The organism is Pseudomonas fluorescens, assembly GCF_902497855.1.
Lineage (GTDB): Bacteria > Pseudomonadota > Gammaproteobacteria > Pseudomonadales > Pseudomonadaceae > Aquipseudomonas > Aquipseudomonas fluorescens_BI.
On the sequence record NZ_CABVHU010000005.1, the window covers coordinates 133,001 to 152,371 of the forward strand.

The following is a 19,371-nucleotide window of genomic DNA, read 5'->3' on the forward strand; positions in this document are numbered from 1 at the left end:
CGGCAAGCGGCTCATGGCTTGACCCGCCCCGGTGATTGTCCGCCATTCTCGTAGATGCCCTTCGATAGGAAGAACTCGATTTGCGCCAGGGAGGTGTGCAGGTGATCGAATACCAGGACACAGCGCAGCCCATCCGTGTAGTAGGGATCGGTCGTCAGGTTCTCGCGCGGCGCGCTCTTGGGCGCGGCCCCCACCCCCTTCACAAATCCGAACTTGGCCAGCGTCACCGAATACGCCATGTCCTGCGTCAGCGCACTGCGCGCTTCGTCGACATCAGGGTCGATCTTGTGCGTCGTCAGCGTCGCAGAATGCATGGTCAACCGGCTGCCGATATCACGGCTGATCTGTCCGACCCACACCTGCTTGCCGTGATATTGCATCGGACTCAGCCACAGCCTCAGGTGATTGCGCTGGTGGACGTTGTCACGGGCCTTTTGCAAGGCAAGGTCCTGAGCTCGCCCGAACAGATAGAGATCGCTCACCGGCGCATAGGGATAGCGTTCCCCGGCAAGCGCCGAATGAACCATTTTCATGATCGCCCCCGACCACTTTTCCTCGGTGCCACGCCAGCCGCGACGCGCGAATGCGGGGAAAGCATCATCGAGGCCGCCGACGATCACCAGGTTCAGCGGATCGCCGTTCCTGGAACCCTCCTCATTGGTGACGCAGCACGGCAGCGCCTCCAGCGCCGCCTGGAAACTGGCGTCATCGGTGTAGTTCACAATGTCTTCAGGCGGATAGATGCCCTGCCTGAACACTTCGCTGATGTGGTAATCGGCGCGCAGGCCCGGCACGCCGGCCAGGACTGAGAAATGCCTCGACCGCCCGTCTGCCACCAGATCGAGGTTAACGAACTTGAACCCCTCGTCGAGATTGGTTAACACGAAACCCGAAGTTGTCGCGCCAGGTGCGATGGGGTTGCGCAAGGCCAGCTGACGAAAGTGCCGGTCGAGCGCCGTCCGCTCGTCCTGCGTGCCCCCAGAGAAAAATGCTTCGGCCGCCTCGGATGCAGGGAAGAAATTTGGATCGAGGCCCGGCGAAAGCAGATAGTAGGCGCGGTCTTCCCGATTTTTGACCTCGACCCAGACTGGCTGTATCGATTTATTCGCCAGAGGCACGCCGTAGACCACTTCGCTTTCTGCGGCCGACAGTACGGAGGTCGATACCCCCAGGCCGCCATCGCTGCGCGTCACGGCGCGGCTCTTGTAGTCAAGGCTCGTCGTTGGCTGAGACTGGGAGGCGCAGCCGGCGAGTGCGGCTGCGATGGCCACTGCTGCGAGCGCGTGTCTCACCATGCGATGCATCGCGTAACCTCATCAACTGAGCTTCGCTGCCCTGCCTGGGTAATCCGTGGCGACTGCGCACATCAGTTTCCATGTCTCAGCCTTTCATTATGAACCGCCCCGGGAAATGCGCAGGTTTTTTGTATCTGTAGCAGGGACGCTGTCATCTACACTGAAGTCTGTTAGCGTTTTTTCCACAAATCACGGATTTAGTATCAAATTTCATCCAGCATTAGCGTTTTCACACCGACGAAAATTATCGTTTTCGCATAAAACAGGTGTTTTGTTAGCGTTTTTCTTGCTTCAGTAAAGGATTTCGTCAGTGCAAGTCGGTTTCAGGACCCTCGCGAACCGTTACAGCATTGCGGTTGCATCTCTCCAAAGCAAAGACTATCATCTCCCAAAATGGGAGGATGTGCGGTGCACGTGATTGCAAAAGGAACCTTGCGAGAGTTCTGGGAAAGCAGCCCAGCTTACTCTGACGCCGAAACACCGCTTGTTGAATGGTTTCGACATATGGAAAAGGCCATATATCGCACGCCACAACAGGTCAAGGCGGAGCTAAGAACGGCAAGCATCCTCAAGGGCGGCAGAGTTGTATTCAACATCGGCGGCAATAAATACCGAGTGATTTTGGCAATCGACTATCAGCGGCAGCTCGGCTTCATACGATTCGTAGGCACCCACGCCCAGTACGATCAGATCAATGCGGAGACTGTGTGATGAACATTAAACCTATTCGCAGCCAAGAAGACCTGACCGCTGCTTTTGCTCGAGTTGAGCAGTTGTGGGGGGCAGATATCGGTTCGCCTGAAGGCGATGAGCTGGAAATTCTTGCGCTGCTCATCGAAAAATACGAAGACGAGCATTACCCGATGCCGCCCTCCGATCCGATTGAGGCTATTAAATTTCGAATGGACCAGCAAGGCCTGACCCCTCGTGATCTGGAACCCTTCATCGGCACGAGCGGACGCGTATCCGAAGTGCTGAACCGCAAGCGAAAACTGAGCCTGTCAATGATCAAGCGTCTGCACGACGGATTGCGAATTCCTTATGAGAGTTTACTTGCGGGTGTTGCCTGACACTCAGAAGAGCACGAAGTGGCGCTAGCAAAAAAACCGGTCATTAGTGACCGGTTTTTTTGTGGGCGTGATTTGATGAAACGTTGTTTCTTCCTCCTGGGAAGCAAGTCAACGCATGTCAATTTTAAGTGCCGATTGGCCATTATTCGAGGGGCCCGATCGACGCCTACTTTCAATAAGGCAACGTCCTACACCACTCTGGGAATTTTCCGTAGACTTGCGCATTGCTGCGCCTTTGTCACGAGGCCTATAGTCCGATCCGCGTCCACATGACGTATCGGGTTTGGCGACTCGATGGCAAGGCACAGAAACCTCCGAGCCAGCTCGGAGTGTTTCTGAACGCACTTGGCTACCTGTTTTTTGGTGGCTGTGCGTGGGAGACCTTCGGGTCTGCCGGTTTGTGCCTTGTCCGGTTCGCCAACCCGCGTACAGCTACCACCCTTTGTTTGGCGACAACGAGTGGTAGGTCACCTGACTTCACTTCAAGGCAATCACTCATGAAAGATTACATGGCTTTAACCAGCAACGCCGACGACCTTCCCTCGCTGTATGTAAACACCACCCAACCGCTGCACTCACTGCTCAGCACAGCCCGCTACAGAATTGGTGCGGTGACACAGGTCCTGGAAAACCTCGCCATGCGCGGCGACATCACCACGGATTCGGTGATCCTCAGTGACTTCGCACTGCTTTGCTGTATCCCCTTGCGCGATGGCTGCGACGTTCTGGATGTCGTTGCGCGACGTATGGATGCGGAGCCGTCTTGACGTCATCACGCGACGATTAATGCGATAAAACCCAAAAAAGGGCAGATGACCTTTAGCGTCACCTGTCCTTTTTTTGCATCAGCGAGTCGAGAGGGTAAACAGCCGCGGGAAGAGGGACGCTGCGGGCGGCAAGCGTGCCGACCGGTCCGGATTGGGCTATGCGGCGGAAAATGATGAGTCAGAGTTATACGACGCGGCTTGATTGGTTGTGGACGGTAGATTGCCGATAAGCGTCAGTTGGAGGGAGGCAGCCAGGGAACGCACAGCGATGAAATTTGATTCAGCGTCTGCGAAGCACGAAAAAAAGTATCTGAGCCGACAGATAATTAAAGGTGCTTTGCGACAAAAGCGACGGCGACAAACAGGGACAGCGCGAACGCAGCTCCGATGCTGAACGGCAACAACGTAGCGCGGATCGTGGTCGGGGCCGGGCGTCTCATCTCTTCAGCTAATGCCTCTACCTCTCGATGTAATTGCTCAATGCTTGCTTTACTACGATGTGTGGACATGTCTCTTTCTCCTCCGAGGTCGCGGGCCATGTTGAGTCCGTGAACCGTTCCTGGCAATGTGAGCCGTGTGATTGCAAAGCTCAAGTACCAGCGATGTATGGTGGATATTGCGTGTTGTGGCGAACCAGCGCTTGGATTTTAGTCCAAAAGCCCACAACGGCGACAATGGCGGTCATTACCCCTGCCCCTACTGCGTATGGATACCAGAGGGCTTCTTGCTTCAGCTTCGTTTCTTCGGCCGTGAGCTTGCGAGTCTCAGCCAACAACTTTCGGGTTTCGACCAATAGTTTATCGAGCTCTAAATTTTCGCGGTCGTTCTGAAGCATTGATCATCCTTCTCGGTTTTTAGCCGCCGCCCTAAGCGCCGCATTCTGCGAAGCCGGCAAATCGGTTGGACGTCAATCGCTAATCATCAATCGTGCAGTCCGTTCTGCGAGCACTATTTCCTATCTACTCAGCTATGGATAGCGGGTGACTCCTACCTAGTTTGTAGGCAAACTCCGAGAGTTGCGTATGAAAGAGTGCCTGGACGCGAGCCAGCACATCGTCGATCACCCCATCGGGAACTGACTCAACGCGCTTCGCGCCCCAGGCCTCAAGGTCAACGGTACGGATCTGGTTACACAGACGGGCTGCATTGCGTTCCAGGCGGCAAGGTCTGCTGGCTATGGCGCAGACGTGCGCTGAAGGTGTGTTGGCCGCACGCGTTCAAATATTAAAACCAGGTTTCCATCTGTATGCCGTACTGCCATACACCGCCGGCATTGAAGTCCGACTTGCCGAAGTTGTCTGTGGAACTGTATCTGTCCAGATCCGAAGACCAGTCCATGAGACTTGCGAACACTCGCAATTCGGGGCGTGTGAGGAGGTCTCCAACGTCAGGTTTGAATGTCGGGGCGATCGTGAATTTCCAGAAGTTACCGTCGACCGCATTACGTTGCAGGTAGCCCTTGGGGTCGAGGTCCATGGTTTGCCAGCTCATCTCGTAGGCCATCTCGAAATTGCTGTTGATTTCATTGGCCAACCGCACGTTCAGGGTCATCCAGCGGTAGTCGTCACCCTTGACGTATCTGTCCTTGCTCTGTTCGGCCAACAAGCTGGGGCCGATGCGCCAGCCGGGTGCAATGGGTGTCTCACCGTATAGCGCCAGACGCAGCGCGCGCGCATCGTCGATCAGTTCGCCATCCGAGCCGATGTTCTTCACCTCGGCTCCCAGACCTTGCCCATAGAGCAGTGCCGTCTTGAAGAAGCCTTCCCTGCCGAAAAAGTCTTTCTGGTGATTGGCCAGCATGCTGTGCAAGCCAGAATCCGCAGGGGTCAGCCCCGCTTCATTGGTGCGGGTGCCGATGTCGTTTTTCTTTGAGCCAATGCCATTGAACATCCACTGCCACTGACCACTGTCGAAGAACTGGTTGGACGTCAGGATGTAGCTTTCCACATCGGCATTGATGCCGCCCTCACTAAAGTCCCCGTAGCTACGCCCGATCAAGGAGTAGTTCGAGCGCCAGTTCTTGTTCATTTGCACATCGTAGATTCCACCCCCGGTACCGGCCAGAAAGACGACATCCGAGTCCAGCCAGTGGATATCGAAATTGTCCCTATCGAATCGCTTGCCTGCCCACAGGGTGGAGTTTTCGAACACGGAGTTGCCCTTGAAGGCGGCGAGATGATCGAGCTCGGTAAATACCTGACGCACGTTCAGGTTGCTCTCGTCGGCCGTCCAGTCATTGGAGCTCTCCACACCGTCGGCGATGGACACCGTGAATTTGGAACGGGTGCCGTTCTGCGCGAGGATTTCTTTCGAGAGATCGATGCGCATGTAGGTGTCGTCTTCGTTACCGAGGCGCCCGACTGCACCACCGACTGAACCGGCGGGGGTTGTGTAAGGGCCGCCACGACCACCACCCAGCTCATCATTCATCAGCAATCCGGAACGCGCGTAGCCCTTGAAGCTGAAGCCGTCAGTCAGGTGTCCGCTGCTGCCCTGCTTTTCGATGCTTTGCTGACGGGCTTCGATTTTTGCCAGTCGGGTGTCCAAAGCAGGTGCCGATACAACTGCTGCAGTAGACGCAGCGGGCTGCAAGGCGGGAGTGGAAAGTTTGATCTGCTGCAATTCCCTGGCGAGTGCCCGGGTTTGCTGTTCGGCTACGGCTGCACGCTTTTCCGCTGCGCTGGCACGGGCTTCAAACGCGGCCATGCGTTCTTCCAGCGTCGCGGCCTGAGAGGCCGCCGCCGATGTGCCGAGCACGCCTGCGAGTAGCCAGCTTGATGCTTTCTGCATGTGGATTTCCTGTTTTGTTTTTATTGTTCTGTTCTCGCGACCGGCCATTTTTCGCGAGTTGCGAATTGTCGCAAACGACGAAAAAAAGGGTGCCACATCGCAAATACGCTGCTACATTTGGCGATGTTAACGTTAACTTTTCTAAAAACAAAAATAAAGGGGGCTCTATGAAACAGCTGAAATCTCTCCTTCCAGCAGTACTGCTCACCCTCTGTGCCGGACTTCCATCCGTGTCGAGCGCGGTGGATTTGACGATCTCGTGTGGTGCAGTGGGTGCGGAGCTGCAACTCTGCAAGGAGGCTGTCGAGGCGTGGTCGAAACAGACCGGCCACCACGTCGAGGTGGTGTCCACGCCTAACTCGGCGACCGAGAGGTTGTCGTTCTACCAACAGATCCTCAGTGCGCAGTCCGCCGACATCGACATCATTCAAATCGATATGGTGTGGCCGGGAATGCTGGCCAAACATCTGATGGATCTGCGCGAGGTGCTTCCCGCCAACGCTACCCAAGGCTACTTCCAGGCACAGGTCGATAACGCCACGGTGAACGGTCGGCTGGTGACGATGCCGTGGTTCACCGATTCAGGCCTGCTGTACTACCGCAAGGACTTGCTCGATAAGTACGACAAGCAGGTTCCCCAGACCTGGGAGGAAATGACCGTTACCGCCAGGGATGTTCAGCAAGCCGAGCGCAACGCCGGGAACACCAATGTGTGGGGTTACATTTTTCAGGGACGCGCCTACGAGGGCCTGACGTGTAATGCGCTGGAGTGGATCAGCAGCCAACCGGAAGGCGGACTGGTCAATCCACGAGGAGACATCGTGGTCAACAGTCAGGCCTCAAGGGCTGCTTTGACCCTGGCGAAAAGCTGGGTGGGTGACATCTCCCCGCGTGGCGTACTCAATTACACCGAGGAAGAAGGACGTGGCGTATTCCAGTCGGGAAATGCGCTGTTCATGCGTAACTGGCCTTATGTCTGGGCCCTGGTGCAAAGCCAGGACAGTGCCGTAAAGGACAAGGTCGGGGTCGCTCCCCTGCCCCGGGGCGGCACGACCGGCACCCATGCTTCCACCCTCGGTGGGTGGGGCCTGGCGGTGTCGCGTTACAGCGCCCATCCAACACTTGCCGCAGAGCTGGTGAGCTACCTGACCAGTGCCCAACAGCAAAAACATCGTGCTTTGGCTGCCGCCTATAACCCGGTGATCGAGTCGCTGTATCAGGATCCCGAGCTGCTCGCGGCAATGCCTTATTACAGTCAGCTCCACAGCATTCTCAACGATGGGGTGATGCGCCCCGCCTCAATCACCGCCGATCGCTATCCAAGGGTCTCCAATGCGTTCTTCGATCGAGTGCATGGCGTGCTGGCGGGCGAGTTGCCTGTCGATCAGGCGCTGGCCGAACTGGAAAGCGAACTCACGCGCATCAAACGCCGGAACTGGTAAGCCACAAGGAAGGAAATCACCATGTCTGTCTCTACTACCCATGCCCCCTGTGACGAGCGCCTGCTCACCAGGGAAACGCCTGTACAGCGTCGCCGAGTACGCGCCGCCTGGCTGTTTCTGACCCCGATGTTGTTGTGTCTGGCCCTGGTGGCGGCCTGGCCGCTACTGCGCACATTCTGGTTCAGCCTGACCGACGCCAGTCTGTCGGACACCGGTGGCGGATCCTTCATCGGCTTGAGCAATTATCTGTTCCACAACGGTTCCAGCTGGTCGGGCATCCTGGTTGATCCACAATGGTGGAACGCTGTGCGCAACACCTTGCATTTCACCGTGGTGTCGGTGGGACTGGAAGTCGTCCTGGGACTGCTGGTGGCGTTGCTGCTGAATATCAGGTTCACCGGACGTTCCCTGGTGCGTGCGTTGATTCTGATTCCCTGGGCGATTCCTACCATCGTCTCGGCGAAGATCTGGTCATGGATGCTTAACGACCAGTTCGGCATCATCAATCACATGATGCTGAGCGTCGGCCTGATTGATGCCCCCCTGGCCTGGACGGCAGATGCGGATCTGTCGATGTGGGCGGTGATCATCGTCGACGTCTGGAAGACCGTACCTTTTGTCACGCTACTGATGCTGGCTGCCTTGCAGATGTTGCCGAGCGATTGCTACGAAGCCGCCAGGGTCGATGGCATTCATCCGCTGAAAGTGTTCTGGCGTGTCACGCTTCCACTGCTGATGCCTGCATTGTTGGTGGCGGCGATCTTTCGCATCCTCGATTCCCTGCGGGTATTCGACGTTATCTATGTGCTGACCTCGAACTCTTCGAGCACCATGAGCATGTCGGTCTATGCCCGCCAGCACCTGGTGGAGTTCCAGGATGTTGGCTATGGCAGCGCGGCCTCGACCCTGCTGTTTCTGGTCGTTGCGGTGATCGCCATGCTTTATCTCTACCTCGGACGCCGTCAACTGGAGGTTCGCTCATGAACCAGCGCCAACTCAAAAAAGCGCTGTTGCGCATCGGCTTCTGGTGTCTGATCGGGGTTTTGCTGCTGTATGCGGTCTTCCCTTTCTATTACGCCATCGTGACTTCGCTGAAGCCGTCCAGTGCCTTGTTCGAGGTGAGCTACTGGATCGACAGCCCCGACTTCTCCAATTACGCGGCGATACTCCACCAAGTCTCATTCCTGCGGGCTATCGGTAACTCGCTGGTGGTTGCGCTGTGCGTGGTGACGCTGGCGCTGTTCCTCAGTGTGACTGCCGCCTATGCCTTGGGAAGGGTGAAGTTCCGTGGGCGTGGCACAGTGTTGATGATGGTGCTAGGCGTGTCGATGTTTCCCCAGGTCGCTGTGCTGTCGGGGCTGTTCGAAGTGATCCGCGCCCTGGGCCTGTACAACACGTCTTTGGCGTTGATCCTGAGCTACACGATTTTCACCCTGCCCTTCACCGTCTGGGTGCTGACCACGTTCATGGGGCAACTGCCCCATGAACTGGAAGAAGCGGCAATCATGGATGGCGCCTCGCCCTGGGTCACGCTGACCCGGGTGCTATTGCCGCTGCTCTGGCCCGCACTGGTCACCACTGGCTTATTGGCCTTTATCGCTGCGTGGAACGAGTTCCTGTTTGCCCTGACCTTCACCCTCACCGACACGCAACGCACGGTGCCGGTCGCCATCGCCCTGATTTCCGGCGGCAGCCCCCATGAGCTGCCTTGGGGGCTGTTGATGGCCGCATCGGTGGTGGTCACCGTCCCACTGGTGATTCTGGTGCTGATCTTCCAGCGCCGAATCGTTTCCGGTCTCACTGCCGGCGCGTTAAAGGGTTGATGCCCAACAACTACAAGGAACAGCATCGTGATCAAGTTGAAGCTAGACAACGTGAACAAACAATTGGGCGGCGCGCGGATTCTGCGCGACGTCAGCCTGGAGATCGCTGCGGGTGAATTCGTGGTGTTCGTTGGCCCTTCGGGCTGCGGCAAGTCGACGCTGCTGCGACTGATCGCCGGACTGGATTCGATCTGCGGCGGCGACCTGCTGATCGACGGGCGACGGGTCAACGACCTGGAGCCGCGCGAGCGTGGCGTGGGCATGGTGTTTCAGTCTTATGCGCTGTACCCGCACATGAGCGTCTACGACAACATCTGTTTTGGTCTCAAACTGGCCAAGACGGAAAAGACCAGCCTGCGCGAGCGCGTGCTGAAAACGGCGCAAATCCTGCAGTTGGACAAACTGCTGCAACGCAAGCCAAAGGAATTGTCTGGAGGGCAGCGTCAGCGTGTGGCCATGGGCAGAGCCATGGCGCGGGAACCGGACATCTTGTTGTTCGATGAGCCGCTTTCCAACCTGGATGCGTCCTTGCGCGTGCAGATGCGCAACGAAATTGCCCGGCTGCATGCCCGACTGGGCTCGACCATGATCTACGTCACCCACGATCAGGTCGAAGCCATGACCCTGGCCGACAAAATTGTCGTGCTCAACGGCGGTCGCGTAGAACAGTTCGGCTCACCGCGCGAACTCTATGAACGGCCGGCCAGTCGCTTTGTCGCCGGTTTTCTCGGTTCGCCCAGGATGAATTTTCTGCCGGCACGCCTGCAGGCCCCAGGCGAAACCAGCCTGGTCGATACCCTCGTATGGGGTATCACGCCCCTGCCCTTCGACAGCTCGAACCTGGTAGCGGGCACGCAGTTGAGCCTGGGGATTCGCCCGGAGCACGTGTCGCTCAAGGCGGCCGAGGGAACCGCCGGCGTCGTCGTGACCGGGGTCGAATACCTGGGCAGCGAAACCTATGTGCACCTCGAGACAGGTGAGGACGAGGCACTGATCTGTCGTTGCGAGGTCAGCGCCGGATGGCAGGCAGGCGATCGGGTCGAGCTACAGCTGGACATCGACAACCTGCACCTGTTCGACGCCGACGGCATGGCCTTGAAGCGCCACCCACACGCCATTGAAACCCTGCCGGATGGCGTCTCTCTGCGCTCGGCACGAGCAAGCGCCCTATGACTGTGTATTTGAATCCTATGAATGACCCAATGTCCGCTGCCCTTGAGATTGCGCAGCATGCGCTGAGTGACGGCCTGTCTCGCGTCATCCACGATTATCGACCCGGTTATCATCTTGCCCCCCAAGTGGGCTGGATGAACGACCCTAACGGGGTGGTGTATTTTCGTGGCGAATATCACGTTTTCTATCAACATTACCCCTTCGAAGCGAAATGGGGCCCGATGTATTGGGGGCACGCCAAGAGTGCCGATCTGGTTCATTGGCAGCACCTGCCCATTGCGCTGGCACCCGGCGATGACTTCGACCGTGACGGTTGTTTTTCCGGTAGCGCGGTGGTGTGTGGAGATACCCTGGCACTGATCTACACCGGACACACCTGGCTGGGGGACGTGGGTGACGAACGCTCGATCCGTCAAGTCCAGTGCCTGGCCACCAGCGTCGACGGCATCCGGTTCGTCAAGCATGGCGCAGTCATCGAGACCGCACCGCAAGACACGATCATGCACTTTCGTGACCCCAAGGTATGGAAGGAGGATGACTATTGGTACCTCATTGCCGGCGCACGTCTGGGCGATAGGCCGCTGCTCCCGCTGTACCGTTCCACGGATCTGCACGCCTGGGAGTTCCTTGACTATGTGTCCAGCGGCGCCGAGGGCGATGGCTATATGTGGGAGTGCCCGGATCTGTTTCGACTGAACGGACGCGATGTGCTGCTGTACTCCCCCCAAGGCATGCCACCCAAAGGTTACGATCGGCTCAACAAGTACCAGACGGGTTACCGAGTGGGCCGACTCGATAACGAGTGGCACTTCACTGGCGGGCCTTTTATCGAGCTGGATAACGGCCACGATTTCTATGCAGCGCAGACGCTATTGGCCGCCGATGGTCGGCGCCTTGTGTGGGCGTGGCTCGACATGTGGGAAAGCCCGATGCCGAGCCAGGCCCATCACTGGTGCGGCATGCTCGGATTGCCACGCGAACTTGAACTGTGCGCCGATCGCCTTTGCGTATATCCGGCACGGGAGCTTACCGCTCTGCGCAAGGCGCCATTGCCGAGCACGCCGTGGTGGGAGGAGTCGGGAACCCGGTGGGTGCCGGAAGTGAATGGCGATATGCTCGAAATCCATATGCACCTGGATGTGCTCGGCTGCACCGACGGCCACCTGGGAATCGCCTTGCGCTGCAGCGACGATGGCCATGAACAAACCCTGCTCTACTACGATGCGGCGTTGCAGCGTCTGGTACTTGACCGCAGCCGCTCGGGTGCGCAAGTCACCGGTCAGCGCAGCGTGTCGATAGACCCGACACAAGAGCGACTGGCACTGCGTGTGTTCCTCGATCGCTCGTCCATTGAGGTGTTCGACGAAAACGGGCGCTTCAGCCTCAGCAGTCGCCTCTATCCGCGGCCCGACAGTCTGGGCGTGAAGCTGTTTAACCACGGGAGTGGCGGGCGTGTCTCGATTCCCAAGGCATGGCCTCTCGACTCTGGATGGCTGTGAGCAGCGTCATTCGAGTCGCGAGAAGCCCGGGCCCTGTGTCATGATTCTGCGTCAACCTGACCGGCCTTGCCTCGCATGACTTCAGTGAAAGACGTTGCACAGCTGGCCGGCGTGTCCCTGATGACGGTTTCTCGAGCGCTCAACAATCCGGAAAAACTGAGCCCCGAAACCCTTCAGCGGGTACGTCGCGCCATTGATGAACTGCAATTCGTACCGAGCCTGTCGGCGCGCAAGATGCGCGGCGACAACCTCCAGTCGCGCACCATCGGTGTGTTCGCGCTGGATACCGCGACCACACCGTTCGCGGTCGAGTTGCTGCTGTCCATCGAGCAGACCGCGCAGCAGGCGGGCTGGAATGTGTTCATCCTTAACCTGTTGAGCAACCCGCCCACCGACCAGAACATCGACCTGATGTTGTCGCACCGTCCCGACGGGTTGATCTTCAGCGCCATGGGTTTTCGCCAGGTGTGCATTCCCGAACGCTTGAAGAGCAAACCCCTGGTACTCGCCAATTGCCTGGCCGATGACAGTGGCCTGGTGAGTTATGTGCCAGACGACGAAACGGGGCAGTATCGAGCCGTACATCACGCGTTGAGCCAGGGCTATCGGCGGCCTCTGTGCATCAATCTGCCAAAACAGAGTCTGGCCTGGGATCTGCGACAAAAAGGCCTGCAGCGTGCCTGTAAGGCATTCGGACTGGCGCCTGACGCGCTCCTGCAGTACGACCTTTCCGATCATGACGCCTATGGTGAAACCGCAGCCATCCTCGACCGGCACATCATTGATGGTCGCCCCCAATTCGATATTCTGATCTGTGGAAACGACCGCATTGCCTTTTGTGCCTATCAGCTGTTGTTGGGCCGTGGCCTGAAAATTCCCGACGATGTCGCCGTGCTCGGCTATGACAACATGATCGGTATTGCCGAGCTGTTCATCCCGCCGCTGACCACGGTGCAACTGCCGTACTACGAGATCGGTCGCCAGGCTGCCCGGCACCTGATCGAGACCCTCGACGTATCGGGAGCCCAGCCAGTTGATTGTCCATTGGTGGTCAGGGCATCGCTATAAGATTCAGTTGATTCTGCGTGACGAGTGGCCTTTTAACGCGTGCTGTCTGAATAAACGCGGCGCCCTTGAGACCATCGCGAGCAAGCTCGCTCCTACAGAGAGAGAGCGGCATCAACGGGTCGCGACGATAAATAATCGCGGGAACGGCAGTAGGACCGAGCCATCGGCCAGCGCCGGGTAAGCCCGCTCGATGGCCGCCTGATACTGCTTGAGGAACTGCGCCCGCGCCTCTTCGTCCAGCGGCTCGAGAAACGGCCGCAAACCACTGCCCTTGAACCACTCGACCACACCGCAAGCGCCGCCCGCGAGCGGGTGGTGGTACGTCGTGCGCCACACATCGACCCGGGAACAGTGAGGTCGCAGCATCGAGTAGTAACCGCTGGCACTTTTTATTTCCGTCCTCTGCCCGGCGACGCCTGCCAGTTTGCCGACCCAGGGGTCATCGGCTGCGACTTCGCGCATCAAGCGGTGGGAGGGCTCGTTGAGGTTGTCCGGCATCTGGATCGCCAGGCTGCCACCGGGCGCCAGTTTGTTCACTAATGCCGGCAGCAGGTTCGCGTGATCCGGCAGCCATTGCAGCGCCGCGTTGGCAAAGATCACATCGAACGGGCCGCTCTCGCTCCAGGTATCAATGTCAGCGGTATCGAATTGCACCTGCGGCAAACGCTGGCGGGCGGCTTCGATCATGTCGGTCGAACTGTCCAGCCCGCGCACCGTGGCGTTGGCGAAGCGTTCCACCAGCAATTCGGTGGAGTTACCGGGGCCGCAACCGATATCGATGGCCGAGCGCACGTCAGTGCCGGGAATGGCAGCCAGCAGGTCACGGGCCGGGCGCGTGCGTTCATCTTCAAAAGCGACGTATTGTTTGGCGGACCAACTCATTGCGTTCTCCTGACGGTGCGTTTCTGCAAAACGGGGTCACCAAGATACAGCGCCACTGTCGATCTGACTCCCCCTGAAGATGTATGGATCGATTACAAAGCGAGCTCTCGCGTCGGGTCATTCAGATTGAAAAAACCGGCCTGACGGGCCGGTTTTTTGCTGTTTGCACATCAGCTATTTTTCCGGCGCATCCTTCTCCTGCATCTGCACCGAGGATTTGGTGCCATCCGTATTGTCCTTGGTCTCGTTGTCCGAATTGTCGAAGCAGCCTTGCAAGGCGAGCAGGCAGCAGGAAAGGCACAGCGTACGGGCGAGGTTCATGGTGTTCTCCGGGGTAAAGGGCTTGATGTAGTGACCCGACCTAACCGATATGGTTGCTATCGATCGCAGCTGACGCGATGAGCGTGCAGGCGTTTTTGGAAGCTGAATTAAGCGAATAGAAATGTAAGCAGAATTTTCAGCATGCCGGCGCTGTCACAAAATCAGGCGCATCCCTATAAGGAACACGGCAATGAAATTCGCAAAAATCTCGCAGAAACTCGCTCTGTGGGCCGGTAGCCCCAAGACCTTCATGAGCGCGTTGATTCTGATTGGTCTGTGGGGTCTGAGTGGGCCGATTTTCGATTACAACGATACCTGGCAACTGATCATCAACACCTCCACCACCATCATCACGTTCCTCATGGTGTTTTTGATCCAGAACACGCAGAACCGCGATACCGACATCCTGCACCTGAAGATCGATGAATTGCTGCGGGTCAACAAGGAGGCGCGTAACGCGATGCTCGGGCTCGAATTGCTCGATCTCAAGCAACTGGAAGCCTTGCGCAAACACTATCGCGCCATGGGCGAAAATGAAGTGTTCGACCTCGAAGGCCTCGTCTCCAAGGGCAAGCAAAAACCGAAGTGGGACGAGTGCTGAGCAAAAAAAAGGCGCGTGACCTGAGTCACGCGCCGCTTACGTTTAACACTGCTCCCCCTAGCGGCTGGCTTGCAGTGCCCTGGCCATCTGCAGATGGTTTTGCAGTTTGGGCAGGGTTTCTTCAGCGAAGGCTTTGATTTGCGGGACGTCGGTCGTCTGCGCGGCCTGCTGCAGCTGCTCGATGGCTTCCTGGGTGGTTTTCACCTGACTGGCCGCGTAGGCCTGGTCGAAGCTTGCGTCTGCTTTCACTTCCGGCATCAGGGCCTTGGCCTTGTCGACCACTTCTTCGCGTGGGGCCACTGGCAAATCCAGTTGCTTGGCGATTTTCGCCAGATGCTGGTTGGCGGTGGTGCGGTCGTTGATGACGACGATGGTGTAATCCTTGACCTGTTTGGACTCGGACAACTGGTGCGCCAGGCGACTGGCTTCGATGTCGGCCATGCCTTTGGCCGAGGCATCATTGATGAATTCGGCAGCGGACTGGGCAAACGCACTGCTGGCAAACAGGCCCAGTAACGTGGCAAAACTGGCATTGCGTAATCGGCTGGCCATCCGGCTCATGGTCGCGCCCTCCTCTTGAAAAATTCAAGCGGGAGCTTGCGCCCCCGCCTCTCGATCAAAACTACCTCAGCAACTATTTCGATTTCTGACCGCCTTTGCGGCCCATATCGGGTTTCGCAGGGTCTTTTTCGACAGTCGTAGTGGTAGTTTTCCCACCTTTGCGACCGGCTTCAGACGCCTTCGTTCGATCGTTGGCGAAGTTTCCCGAGTTCGAGTTTCTTGAGTTAGGCATGATTCTCTACCTCTTTTGATGAGCGCAGCGAGCAGAAGCCCGCATAGAATCAGAATTTCGAACACCGCAAAGGTTTAGAAAACATGGAATCTCCGCGACGAACGGTGACGTGTTTTCAGGCATCGGGGGGCAGGTGCTGCTGGCGTTTGGCGCGGTACATGGCTTCGTCGGCATGCCTGAACAACTGATGTTCTTCGATGCCATCCTCGGGGTAATGCGCAACGCCGATGCTCGGCTGGATATTCACGCTGTGCCCGTCCAGGCGCAAAGGCTGGGAGAGGACCTGGCGGATTTTTCCCGCCACGCTGTCGGCGTCTTCGCAGGCGTGGATGCTGTGCAGCAACACGACAAACTCGTCACCGCCGATGCGCGCCACCGTGTCGGTTTCGCGCACACAGTGCGTGAGCCGATTGGCGACCGCTTGCAACAGCATGTCGCCCACCGCGTGGCCGTGGGTGTCGTTGACTTCCTTGAAGCGGTCGAGATCGATGTACAGCAAGGCCATTCGGCCGCCGTCTGCCCGGGCCAGTATCAATGACGCCTTGAGTCGCTCACGGAGCAGCTCGCGATTGGGCAACTGGGTGAGTTGATCGTACCGGGCCATGCGCTGCAGCCTGGCATGCAATTGCTTGCGTTCGATAGCCGTCGCGACCTGGGCGCAAACGTACTGCAGCAATTCCTTGTCCTGCTCCGTGTAGCGCTCGCCACCGGGCACGCTTTTGACGATCAGCGCACCGATGGTGCCGTTCTGCGAACTCAACGGCACGCCCAGCCAACAGGGCGATTGCTGGTTCGCCACCAGCGCCTCGTACCCTTCGGGCACATTGTCCAGTTCCGGGGTCAGCAGGATCGGCTGGCCGCTGCGAATGACCTCGGCGCACAGACGTCCGGTGATGGTTCCGGGCTGTTCGGGTTGCAGTTCATGGTCGTCGACGTGATAAGGAAAATTCAGCTGCCCGCAATGTTCGTCATACAACGCGACGGAGAAGTTCAGCGCCGGCAGCCATTCGCCGATGAGCAAATGGATGCGCTGGAACAGCGCCAGCAAATCTTCCGTGACGTGGGCGGCTTCGGAAATAGCGTACAGCGCCGCTTGCCGGGCCTCGGCCTCTTTGCGCTCGGTAATGTCGCGGGCCACGGCGATGCGCAGTTGGTCGACTTCCGACCAGCGGGCCGACCAGAGGATGTGCACCACCCGGCCATCCTTGCGCAGGTAGCGATTCTCGAAGTTGAGCTTGGGCTCGCCGCCCATGATTTCCCGGGCGGCGTCGAGGGTGCGCTGCCGATCGGCGGGATGCACCAGATCGATCATCGGCTGGCCGATCAACTCGTCGGGGGTGTAGCCGAAAATGCGCTCGCAGGCTGCGCTGACGAATACGAAGCAACCTTGTTTATCGACCGCACAGACAACGTCCAGCAAGAGATCGAGGTAGCTCGCCTGGGGCGCTGAATTTCTGGTTGCCATGGTGCGTTGGGCGCTTCCCGACAATGCAGCAATAAAGAACCATCCCTGACCGATCAGTGCCGCTGACGCGTCCGTGCAATCAGCCTCACGCCTTGTTCGGCACCAGCCCCGGCAATGCATGCACCAGGGCGTTGATGGCGAAACCGATGAACATTACCCCGCACAGCCGGGTGATCGCCAGTTCATGCCGTTGGTACAGGCTGCGCACCTGCCGTGCGCCGACGATGCCAATGAGAATAGCGTAGGCCATCAGGCCGCCGACGAAGCTCAGAACAATCAACCACGGCAACATTGACCAATGCAACAGTTCTGCGCGGCTCGAGAGCAGCGCGGTAAACGTCGCCACCGCCACCGGATAAGCCTTGGGATTGGTCAGGCCAAACAGAATGCCGTGCCAGAACGGCTGCCGCGCCGGGCCTTGAGACGCCTGGACATTGCTGCGACGGGCACGTACCGCGCGCAGACCGAGCCAGAACAGATACAGCCCACTGAGCATGCCCAACACATCGAAGGCGGTACTGCCGATTTCCCGCGCACCGACAATCGCGATCAACGCGGTGCTGCACCAGACCACATCCCCCAGCAAATGCCCGCAGAGAAACCCCGCCCCGGCCCGCCGGCCATGCGCCGCGCCGATGCCGAACACCGCCAGCACCCCAGGCCCCGGCGTGATGCCGTAGACAAAGCCTGAGGCGAGAACGGCCATTAGAAGCGATGGGGTCATGGGAAGTCCTTGTTGAGCCTGGGTGAATGCACGCCAGTCTATCTCAGGTCCCTGGGGCGGTGGTGCTGGATCACTTTGGGTGGTTGGATGGACGGCGTGGCGCACTCGACAGCTCCTGCCGGGGAGTCCCTGCAGGAGCTGACGAAGGCTGCGATCTTTAAAACTTGTCCAGCGTACGCAGCTTCTGCGGCAACCCCCACAACAGCAGCGCGACGGCGATCAGCGCGCAGACGCCGATGACGTACAGGGCCGGGGTGGTGCTGCCGGTCAGGTCCTTGATGCGGCCGACCATGACCGGGCTGACGATGCCGCCAAACTGGCCGAGGGTATTGATCACCGCGATCCCGCCCGCAGCACCGGCACCGGCGCCGGCCAGCAGTTTCGGCGGCAGGGTCCAGAAGCTCGGGATGGAGGCGATGATCCCGGCACCGAGCAAGCCCAGCGCGACAATCAGGAAGGTCGTGTGGTTGGCAAAGATCCCCGCACAGAAGAACCCTACGGCACCGACCGCGACCAGGCCGGCGACGAACTTGCGGCGCTCACCGGTGGAGTCGGACAAGCGGCCGATCACCACCATACTGATGGCGCCGCAGATGTAAGGGATGGCGGTCAGCAAACCGATCATCACCGGGCTCTCGGTGCCAGCACTGCGGATCAGTTGCGGTGCCCAGAAATTCAAGCCGTAGGACGCCACCTGAATCAGGAAGTAGATCAGCCCCAGCGTCAGGAAACCCGGGATGCGCAGCGCGGCGAGCAACGAGCCGCCCGTCTTGTGCGGCTCATGGTGCGCGATGCGGCTGGCCAGCAGGGTCTTCTCCGACGGCGTCAGCCAGTGGGCATCTTCGATGCGGTCCTTGAGCAGCGTCAGCACCAGCAAACCGAGGCCGATGCAAGGCACGCCGCCGAGCAGAAACAGCCAATGCCAGCCACGCATATCCATGAAGCCGTCGAGGTGTTGCAGCACCAGCCCGGAGAACGGAGCGCCCACCAGGCCGGCAAAGGCCGACGACAGGAACAGCATCGAGGTGATACGCCCGCGATAGTGCTGCGGGAACCACAGCGTCAGGTAATACAGCACACCCGGCGCGAAACCGGCCTCCATCGCGCCGATCACGAAGCGCAGTGCGTAGAACTGCCATTCGCTGTTGACGAAGACCATGGCCGCAGTGGCCAGGCCCCAGGACATCATGATCCTGGCGATCCAGCGTCGCGCGCCGACCTTGTAGAGCATCATGTTGCTCGGCACTTCGAAGATCACGTACCCCACCACGAACAACCCGGCACCGAGGCCGTAGGCGGTGTCGCTCAGGCTCAGGTCGGTCTGCAGCTGGAACTTGGCGAAGCTGATGTTGATGCGATCGAAAAACGCGAACAGGTAGCAGACCATGATCAGGGGCATCAGGCGCCAGGCGACTTTGCTGACCAGGGCTTTTTCTTCGTCGTGGCTAACGGACGGGCTCGCGCCCGCCTCCAGTACATTAAGGCTCATGATGGTTCTCCAGGCGGACTTCCCTTGGGTGTCCGATTGTTTTTGTTGTCTGGTTGAGACGCTGCTTTTGTGTAGGAGCTGGCTTGCCAGCGAAGAGGCCAGCCCGTTCAATATCGATTTCGACTGACCTACCGCTTCGCCAGCAAGCCGGCTCCTACAGGGGGTTCGT

Annotated in this window: 20 protein-coding genes and 2 pseudogenes; 11 read left to right on the top strand and 11 right to left on the bottom strand. The window is 58.6% G+C overall.

What is annotated here, in order from left to right:
- Positions 1–11: 11 nt before the first annotated feature.
- Complete coding sequence (locus F8N96_RS12325) at positions 12–1,304, bottom strand: LssY C-terminal domain-containing protein (protein WP_150798038.1); 1,293 nt, start codon at positions 1,302–1,304, stop codon at positions 12–14.
- 384 nt (positions 1,305–1,688) lie between these two features.
- On the opposite strand from F8N96_RS12325, the gene F8N96_RS12330 reads away from it, so the two are divergent.
- From F8N96_RS12330 to F8N96_RS12345, 4 genes and pseudogenes are all read left to right on the top strand, one after another.
- Positions 1,689–2,006 (top strand): type II toxin-antitoxin system HigB family toxin, encoded by a 318-nt coding sequence (locus F8N96_RS12330; protein ID WP_412071810.1) that lies wholly within the window; start codon positions 1,689–1,691, stop codon positions 2,004–2,006.
- Positions 2,006–2,365, top strand: coding sequence for a helix-turn-helix domain-containing protein (locus F8N96_RS12335; protein WP_150798040.1), 360 nt, complete (start codon positions 2,006–2,008; stop codon positions 2,363–2,365). Before F8N96_RS12330 ends, F8N96_RS12335 begins: the two co-directional genes overlap by 1 nt.
- 497 nt (positions 2,366–2,862) lie before the next feature.
- Complete coding sequence (locus tag F8N96_RS12340) at positions 2,863–3,132, top strand: short-chain dehydrogenase (RefSeq protein WP_150798041.1); 270 nt, start codon at positions 2,863–2,865, stop codon at positions 3,130–3,132.
- Positions 3,133–3,239: 107 nt separating this feature from the next.
- Positions 3,240–3,362, top strand: a pseudogene (locus tag F8N96_RS12345) (DUF4113 domain-containing protein); the annotation flags it as partial.
- Between the two features lie 96 nt (positions 3,363–3,458).
- Here F8N96_RS12345 and F8N96_RS12350 read toward each other — a convergent pair.
- The 3 genes and pseudogenes from F8N96_RS12350 to F8N96_RS12365 all read right to left on the bottom strand — a co-directional run bounded on the left by F8N96_RS12350 (position 3,459) and on the right by F8N96_RS12365 (position 5,922).
- Positions 3,459–3,641 carry a hypothetical protein gene (locus tag F8N96_RS12350; protein WP_150798042.1) on the bottom strand — a complete coding sequence of 61 codons (183 nt, stop codon included), beginning with the start codon at positions 3,639–3,641 and terminating at the stop codon, positions 3,459–3,461.
- 134 nt (positions 3,642–3,775) lie between these two features.
- A pseudogene (locus F8N96_RS12355) lies at positions 3,776–3,967 on the bottom strand (hypothetical protein); the annotation flags it as partial.
- Between the two features lie 389 nt (positions 3,968–4,356).
- Complete coding sequence (locus F8N96_RS12365) at positions 4,357–5,922, bottom strand: carbohydrate porin (RefSeq protein ID WP_150798044.1); 1,566 nt, start codon at positions 5,920–5,922, stop codon at positions 4,357–4,359.
- Positions 5,923–6,089: 167 nt separating this feature from the next.
- Between F8N96_RS12365 and F8N96_RS12370 the strand changes: the two genes are divergently transcribed.
- The 6 genes from F8N96_RS12370 (at position 6,090) to F8N96_RS12395 (ending at position 12,927) form a co-directional block, all read left to right on the top strand.
- On the top strand, positions 6,090–7,364 hold the full coding sequence (locus F8N96_RS12370; RefSeq protein WP_150798045.1) for an ABC transporter substrate-binding protein: 1,275 nt from the start codon (positions 6,090–6,092) through the stop codon (positions 7,362–7,364).
- Positions 7,365–7,385: 21 nt separating this feature from the next.
- Positions 7,386–8,348, top strand: a complete 963-nt coding sequence (locus tag F8N96_RS12375; RefSeq protein WP_150798046.1) for a carbohydrate ABC transporter permease — start codon at positions 7,386–7,388, stop codon at positions 8,346–8,348.
- Complete coding sequence (locus F8N96_RS12380) at positions 8,345–9,187, top strand: carbohydrate ABC transporter permease (RefSeq protein WP_150798047.1); 843 nt, start codon at positions 8,345–8,347, stop codon at positions 9,185–9,187. The genes F8N96_RS12375 and F8N96_RS12380 overlap by 4 nt, the downstream gene beginning before the upstream one ends.
- A gap of 27 nt (positions 9,188–9,214) precedes the next feature.
- Complete coding sequence (locus F8N96_RS12385) at positions 9,215–10,360, top strand: ABC transporter ATP-binding protein (RefSeq protein ID WP_150798048.1); 1,146 nt, start codon at positions 9,215–9,217, stop codon at positions 10,358–10,360.
- Entirely contained in the window at positions 10,357–11,859 is a 1,503-nt protein-coding gene (locus F8N96_RS12390) for a glycoside hydrolase family 32 protein (RefSeq protein WP_150798049.1), read from the top strand. The genes F8N96_RS12385 and F8N96_RS12390 overlap by 4 nt, the downstream gene beginning before the upstream one ends.
- Before the next feature lie 75 nt (positions 11,860–11,934).
- Complete coding sequence (locus F8N96_RS12395) at positions 11,935–12,927, top strand: LacI family DNA-binding transcriptional regulator (RefSeq protein WP_150798050.1); 993 nt, start codon at positions 11,935–11,937, stop codon at positions 12,925–12,927.
- A gap of 111 nt (positions 12,928–13,038) precedes the next feature.
- Here the strand turns inward: F8N96_RS12395 and tam are convergent, their stop codons facing one another.
- Both tam and F8N96_RS35045 read right to left on the bottom strand, forming a co-directional pair.
- Positions 13,039–13,809, bottom strand: coding sequence for a trans-aconitate 2-methyltransferase (gene tam, locus F8N96_RS12400; RefSeq protein ID WP_150798051.1), 771 nt, complete (start codon positions 13,807–13,809; stop codon positions 13,039–13,041).
- 174 nt (positions 13,810–13,983) lie between these two features.
- Positions 13,984–14,130, bottom strand: coding sequence for a hypothetical protein (locus F8N96_RS35045; RefSeq protein WP_191630651.1), 147 nt, complete (start codon positions 14,128–14,130; stop codon positions 13,984–13,986).
- A 190-nt stretch (positions 14,131–14,320) separates the two neighbouring features.
- Between F8N96_RS35045 and F8N96_RS12405 the strand changes: the two genes are divergently transcribed.
- Entirely contained in the window at positions 14,321–14,731 is a 411-nt protein-coding gene (locus F8N96_RS12405; protein ID WP_150798052.1) for a low affinity iron permease family protein, read from the top strand.
- Positions 14,732–14,788: 57 nt separating this feature from the next.
- Here F8N96_RS12405 and F8N96_RS12410 read toward each other — a convergent pair whose 3' ends face one another.
- The 5 genes from F8N96_RS12410 to F8N96_RS12430 all read right to left on the bottom strand — a co-directional run bounded on the left by F8N96_RS12410 (position 14,789) and on the right by F8N96_RS12430 (position 19,202).
- Entirely contained in the window at positions 14,789–15,292 is a 504-nt protein-coding gene (locus F8N96_RS12410) for a DUF4142 domain-containing protein (RefSeq protein WP_150798053.1), read from the bottom strand.
- 73 nt (positions 15,293–15,365) lie between these two features.
- Complete coding sequence (locus F8N96_RS12415; protein WP_082930399.1) at positions 15,366–15,524, bottom strand: KGG domain-containing protein; 159 nt, start codon at positions 15,522–15,524, stop codon at positions 15,366–15,368.
- Between the two features lie 115 nt (positions 15,525–15,639).
- Positions 15,640–16,989 (bottom strand): GGDEF domain-containing protein, encoded by a 1,350-nt coding sequence (locus F8N96_RS12420; RefSeq protein ID WP_150798054.1) that lies wholly within the window; start codon positions 16,987–16,989, stop codon positions 15,640–15,642.
- Between the two features lie 85 nt (positions 16,990–17,074).
- The gene (locus tag F8N96_RS12425; protein ID WP_150798055.1) at positions 17,075–17,713 is read right to left on the bottom strand and encodes a LysE family translocator; all 639 of its coding nucleotides are present in this window, start codon (positions 17,711–17,713) and stop codon (positions 17,075–17,077) included.
- A 157-nt stretch (positions 17,714–17,870) separates the two neighbouring features.
- The gene (locus tag F8N96_RS12430; RefSeq protein WP_150767168.1) at positions 17,871–19,202 is read right to left on the bottom strand and encodes an MFS transporter; all 1,332 of its coding nucleotides are present in this window, start codon (positions 19,200–19,202) and stop codon (positions 17,871–17,873) included.
- Positions 19,203–19,371 lie beyond the last annotated feature (169 nt).

Bases quoted from the DNA above. Each gene is read 5' to 3' on its own strand.
- F8N96_RS12325 (WP_150798038.1), bottom strand. From the start codon at position 1,304: ATGCATCGCATGGTGAGACACGCGCTCGCAGCAGTGGCCATCGCAGCC.
- F8N96_RS12330 (WP_412071810.1), top strand. From the start codon at position 1,689: ATGGGAGGATGTGCGGTGCACGTGATTGCAAAAGGAACCTTGCGAGAG.
- F8N96_RS12335 (WP_150798040.1), top strand. From the start codon at position 2,006: ATGAACATTAAACCTATTCGCAGCCAAGAAGACCTGACCGCTGCTTTT.
- F8N96_RS12340 (WP_150798041.1), top strand. From the start codon at position 2,863: ATGAAAGATTACATGGCTTTAACCAGCAACGCCGACGACCTTCCCTCG.
- F8N96_RS12350 (WP_150798042.1), bottom strand. From the start codon at position 3,641: ATGTCCACACATCGTAGTAAAGCAAGCATTGAGCAATTACATCGAGAG.
- F8N96_RS12365 (WP_150798044.1), bottom strand. From the start codon at position 5,922: ATGCAGAAAGCATCAAGCTGGCTACTCGCAGGCGTGCTCGGCACATCG.
- F8N96_RS12370 (WP_150798045.1), top strand. From the start codon at position 6,090: ATGAAACAGCTGAAATCTCTCCTTCCAGCAGTACTGCTCACCCTCTGT.
- F8N96_RS12375 (WP_150798046.1), top strand. From the start codon at position 7,386: ATGTCTGTCTCTACTACCCATGCCCCCTGTGACGAGCGCCTGCTCACC.
- F8N96_RS12380 (WP_150798047.1), top strand. From the start codon at position 8,345: ATGAACCAGCGCCAACTCAAAAAAGCGCTGTTGCGCATCGGCTTCTGG.
- F8N96_RS12390 (WP_150798049.1), top strand. From the start codon at position 10,357: ATGACTGTGTATTTGAATCCTATGAATGACCCAATGTCCGCTGCCCTT.
- F8N96_RS12395 (WP_150798050.1), top strand. From the start codon at position 11,935: ATGACTTCAGTGAAAGACGTTGCACAGCTGGCCGGCGTGTCCCTGATG.
- tam (WP_150798051.1), bottom strand. From the start codon at position 13,809: ATGAGTTGGTCCGCCAAACAATACGTCGCTTTTGAAGATGAACGCACG.
- F8N96_RS35045 (WP_191630651.1), bottom strand. From the start codon at position 14,130: ATGAACCTCGCCCGTACGCTGTGCCTTTCCTGCTGCCTGCTCGCCTTG.
- F8N96_RS12405 (WP_150798052.1), top strand. From the start codon at position 14,321: ATGAAATTCGCAAAAATCTCGCAGAAACTCGCTCTGTGGGCCGGTAGC.
- F8N96_RS12410 (WP_150798053.1), bottom strand. From the start codon at position 15,292: ATGAGCCGGATGGCCAGCCGATTACGCAATGCCAGTTTTGCCACGTTA.
- F8N96_RS12415 (WP_082930399.1), bottom strand. From the start codon at position 15,524: ATGCCTAACTCAAGAAACTCGAACTCGGGAAACTTCGCCAACGATCGA.
- F8N96_RS12420 (WP_150798054.1), bottom strand. From the start codon at position 16,989: ATGGCAACCAGAAATTCAGCGCCCCAGGCGAGCTACCTCGATCTCTTG.
- F8N96_RS12425 (WP_150798055.1), bottom strand. From the start codon at position 17,713: ATGACCCCATCGCTTCTAATGGCCGTTCTCGCCTCAGGCTTTGTCTAC.
- F8N96_RS12430 (WP_150767168.1), bottom strand. From the start codon at position 19,202: ATGAGCCTTAATGTACTGGAGGCGGGCGCGAGCCCGTCCGTTAGCCAC.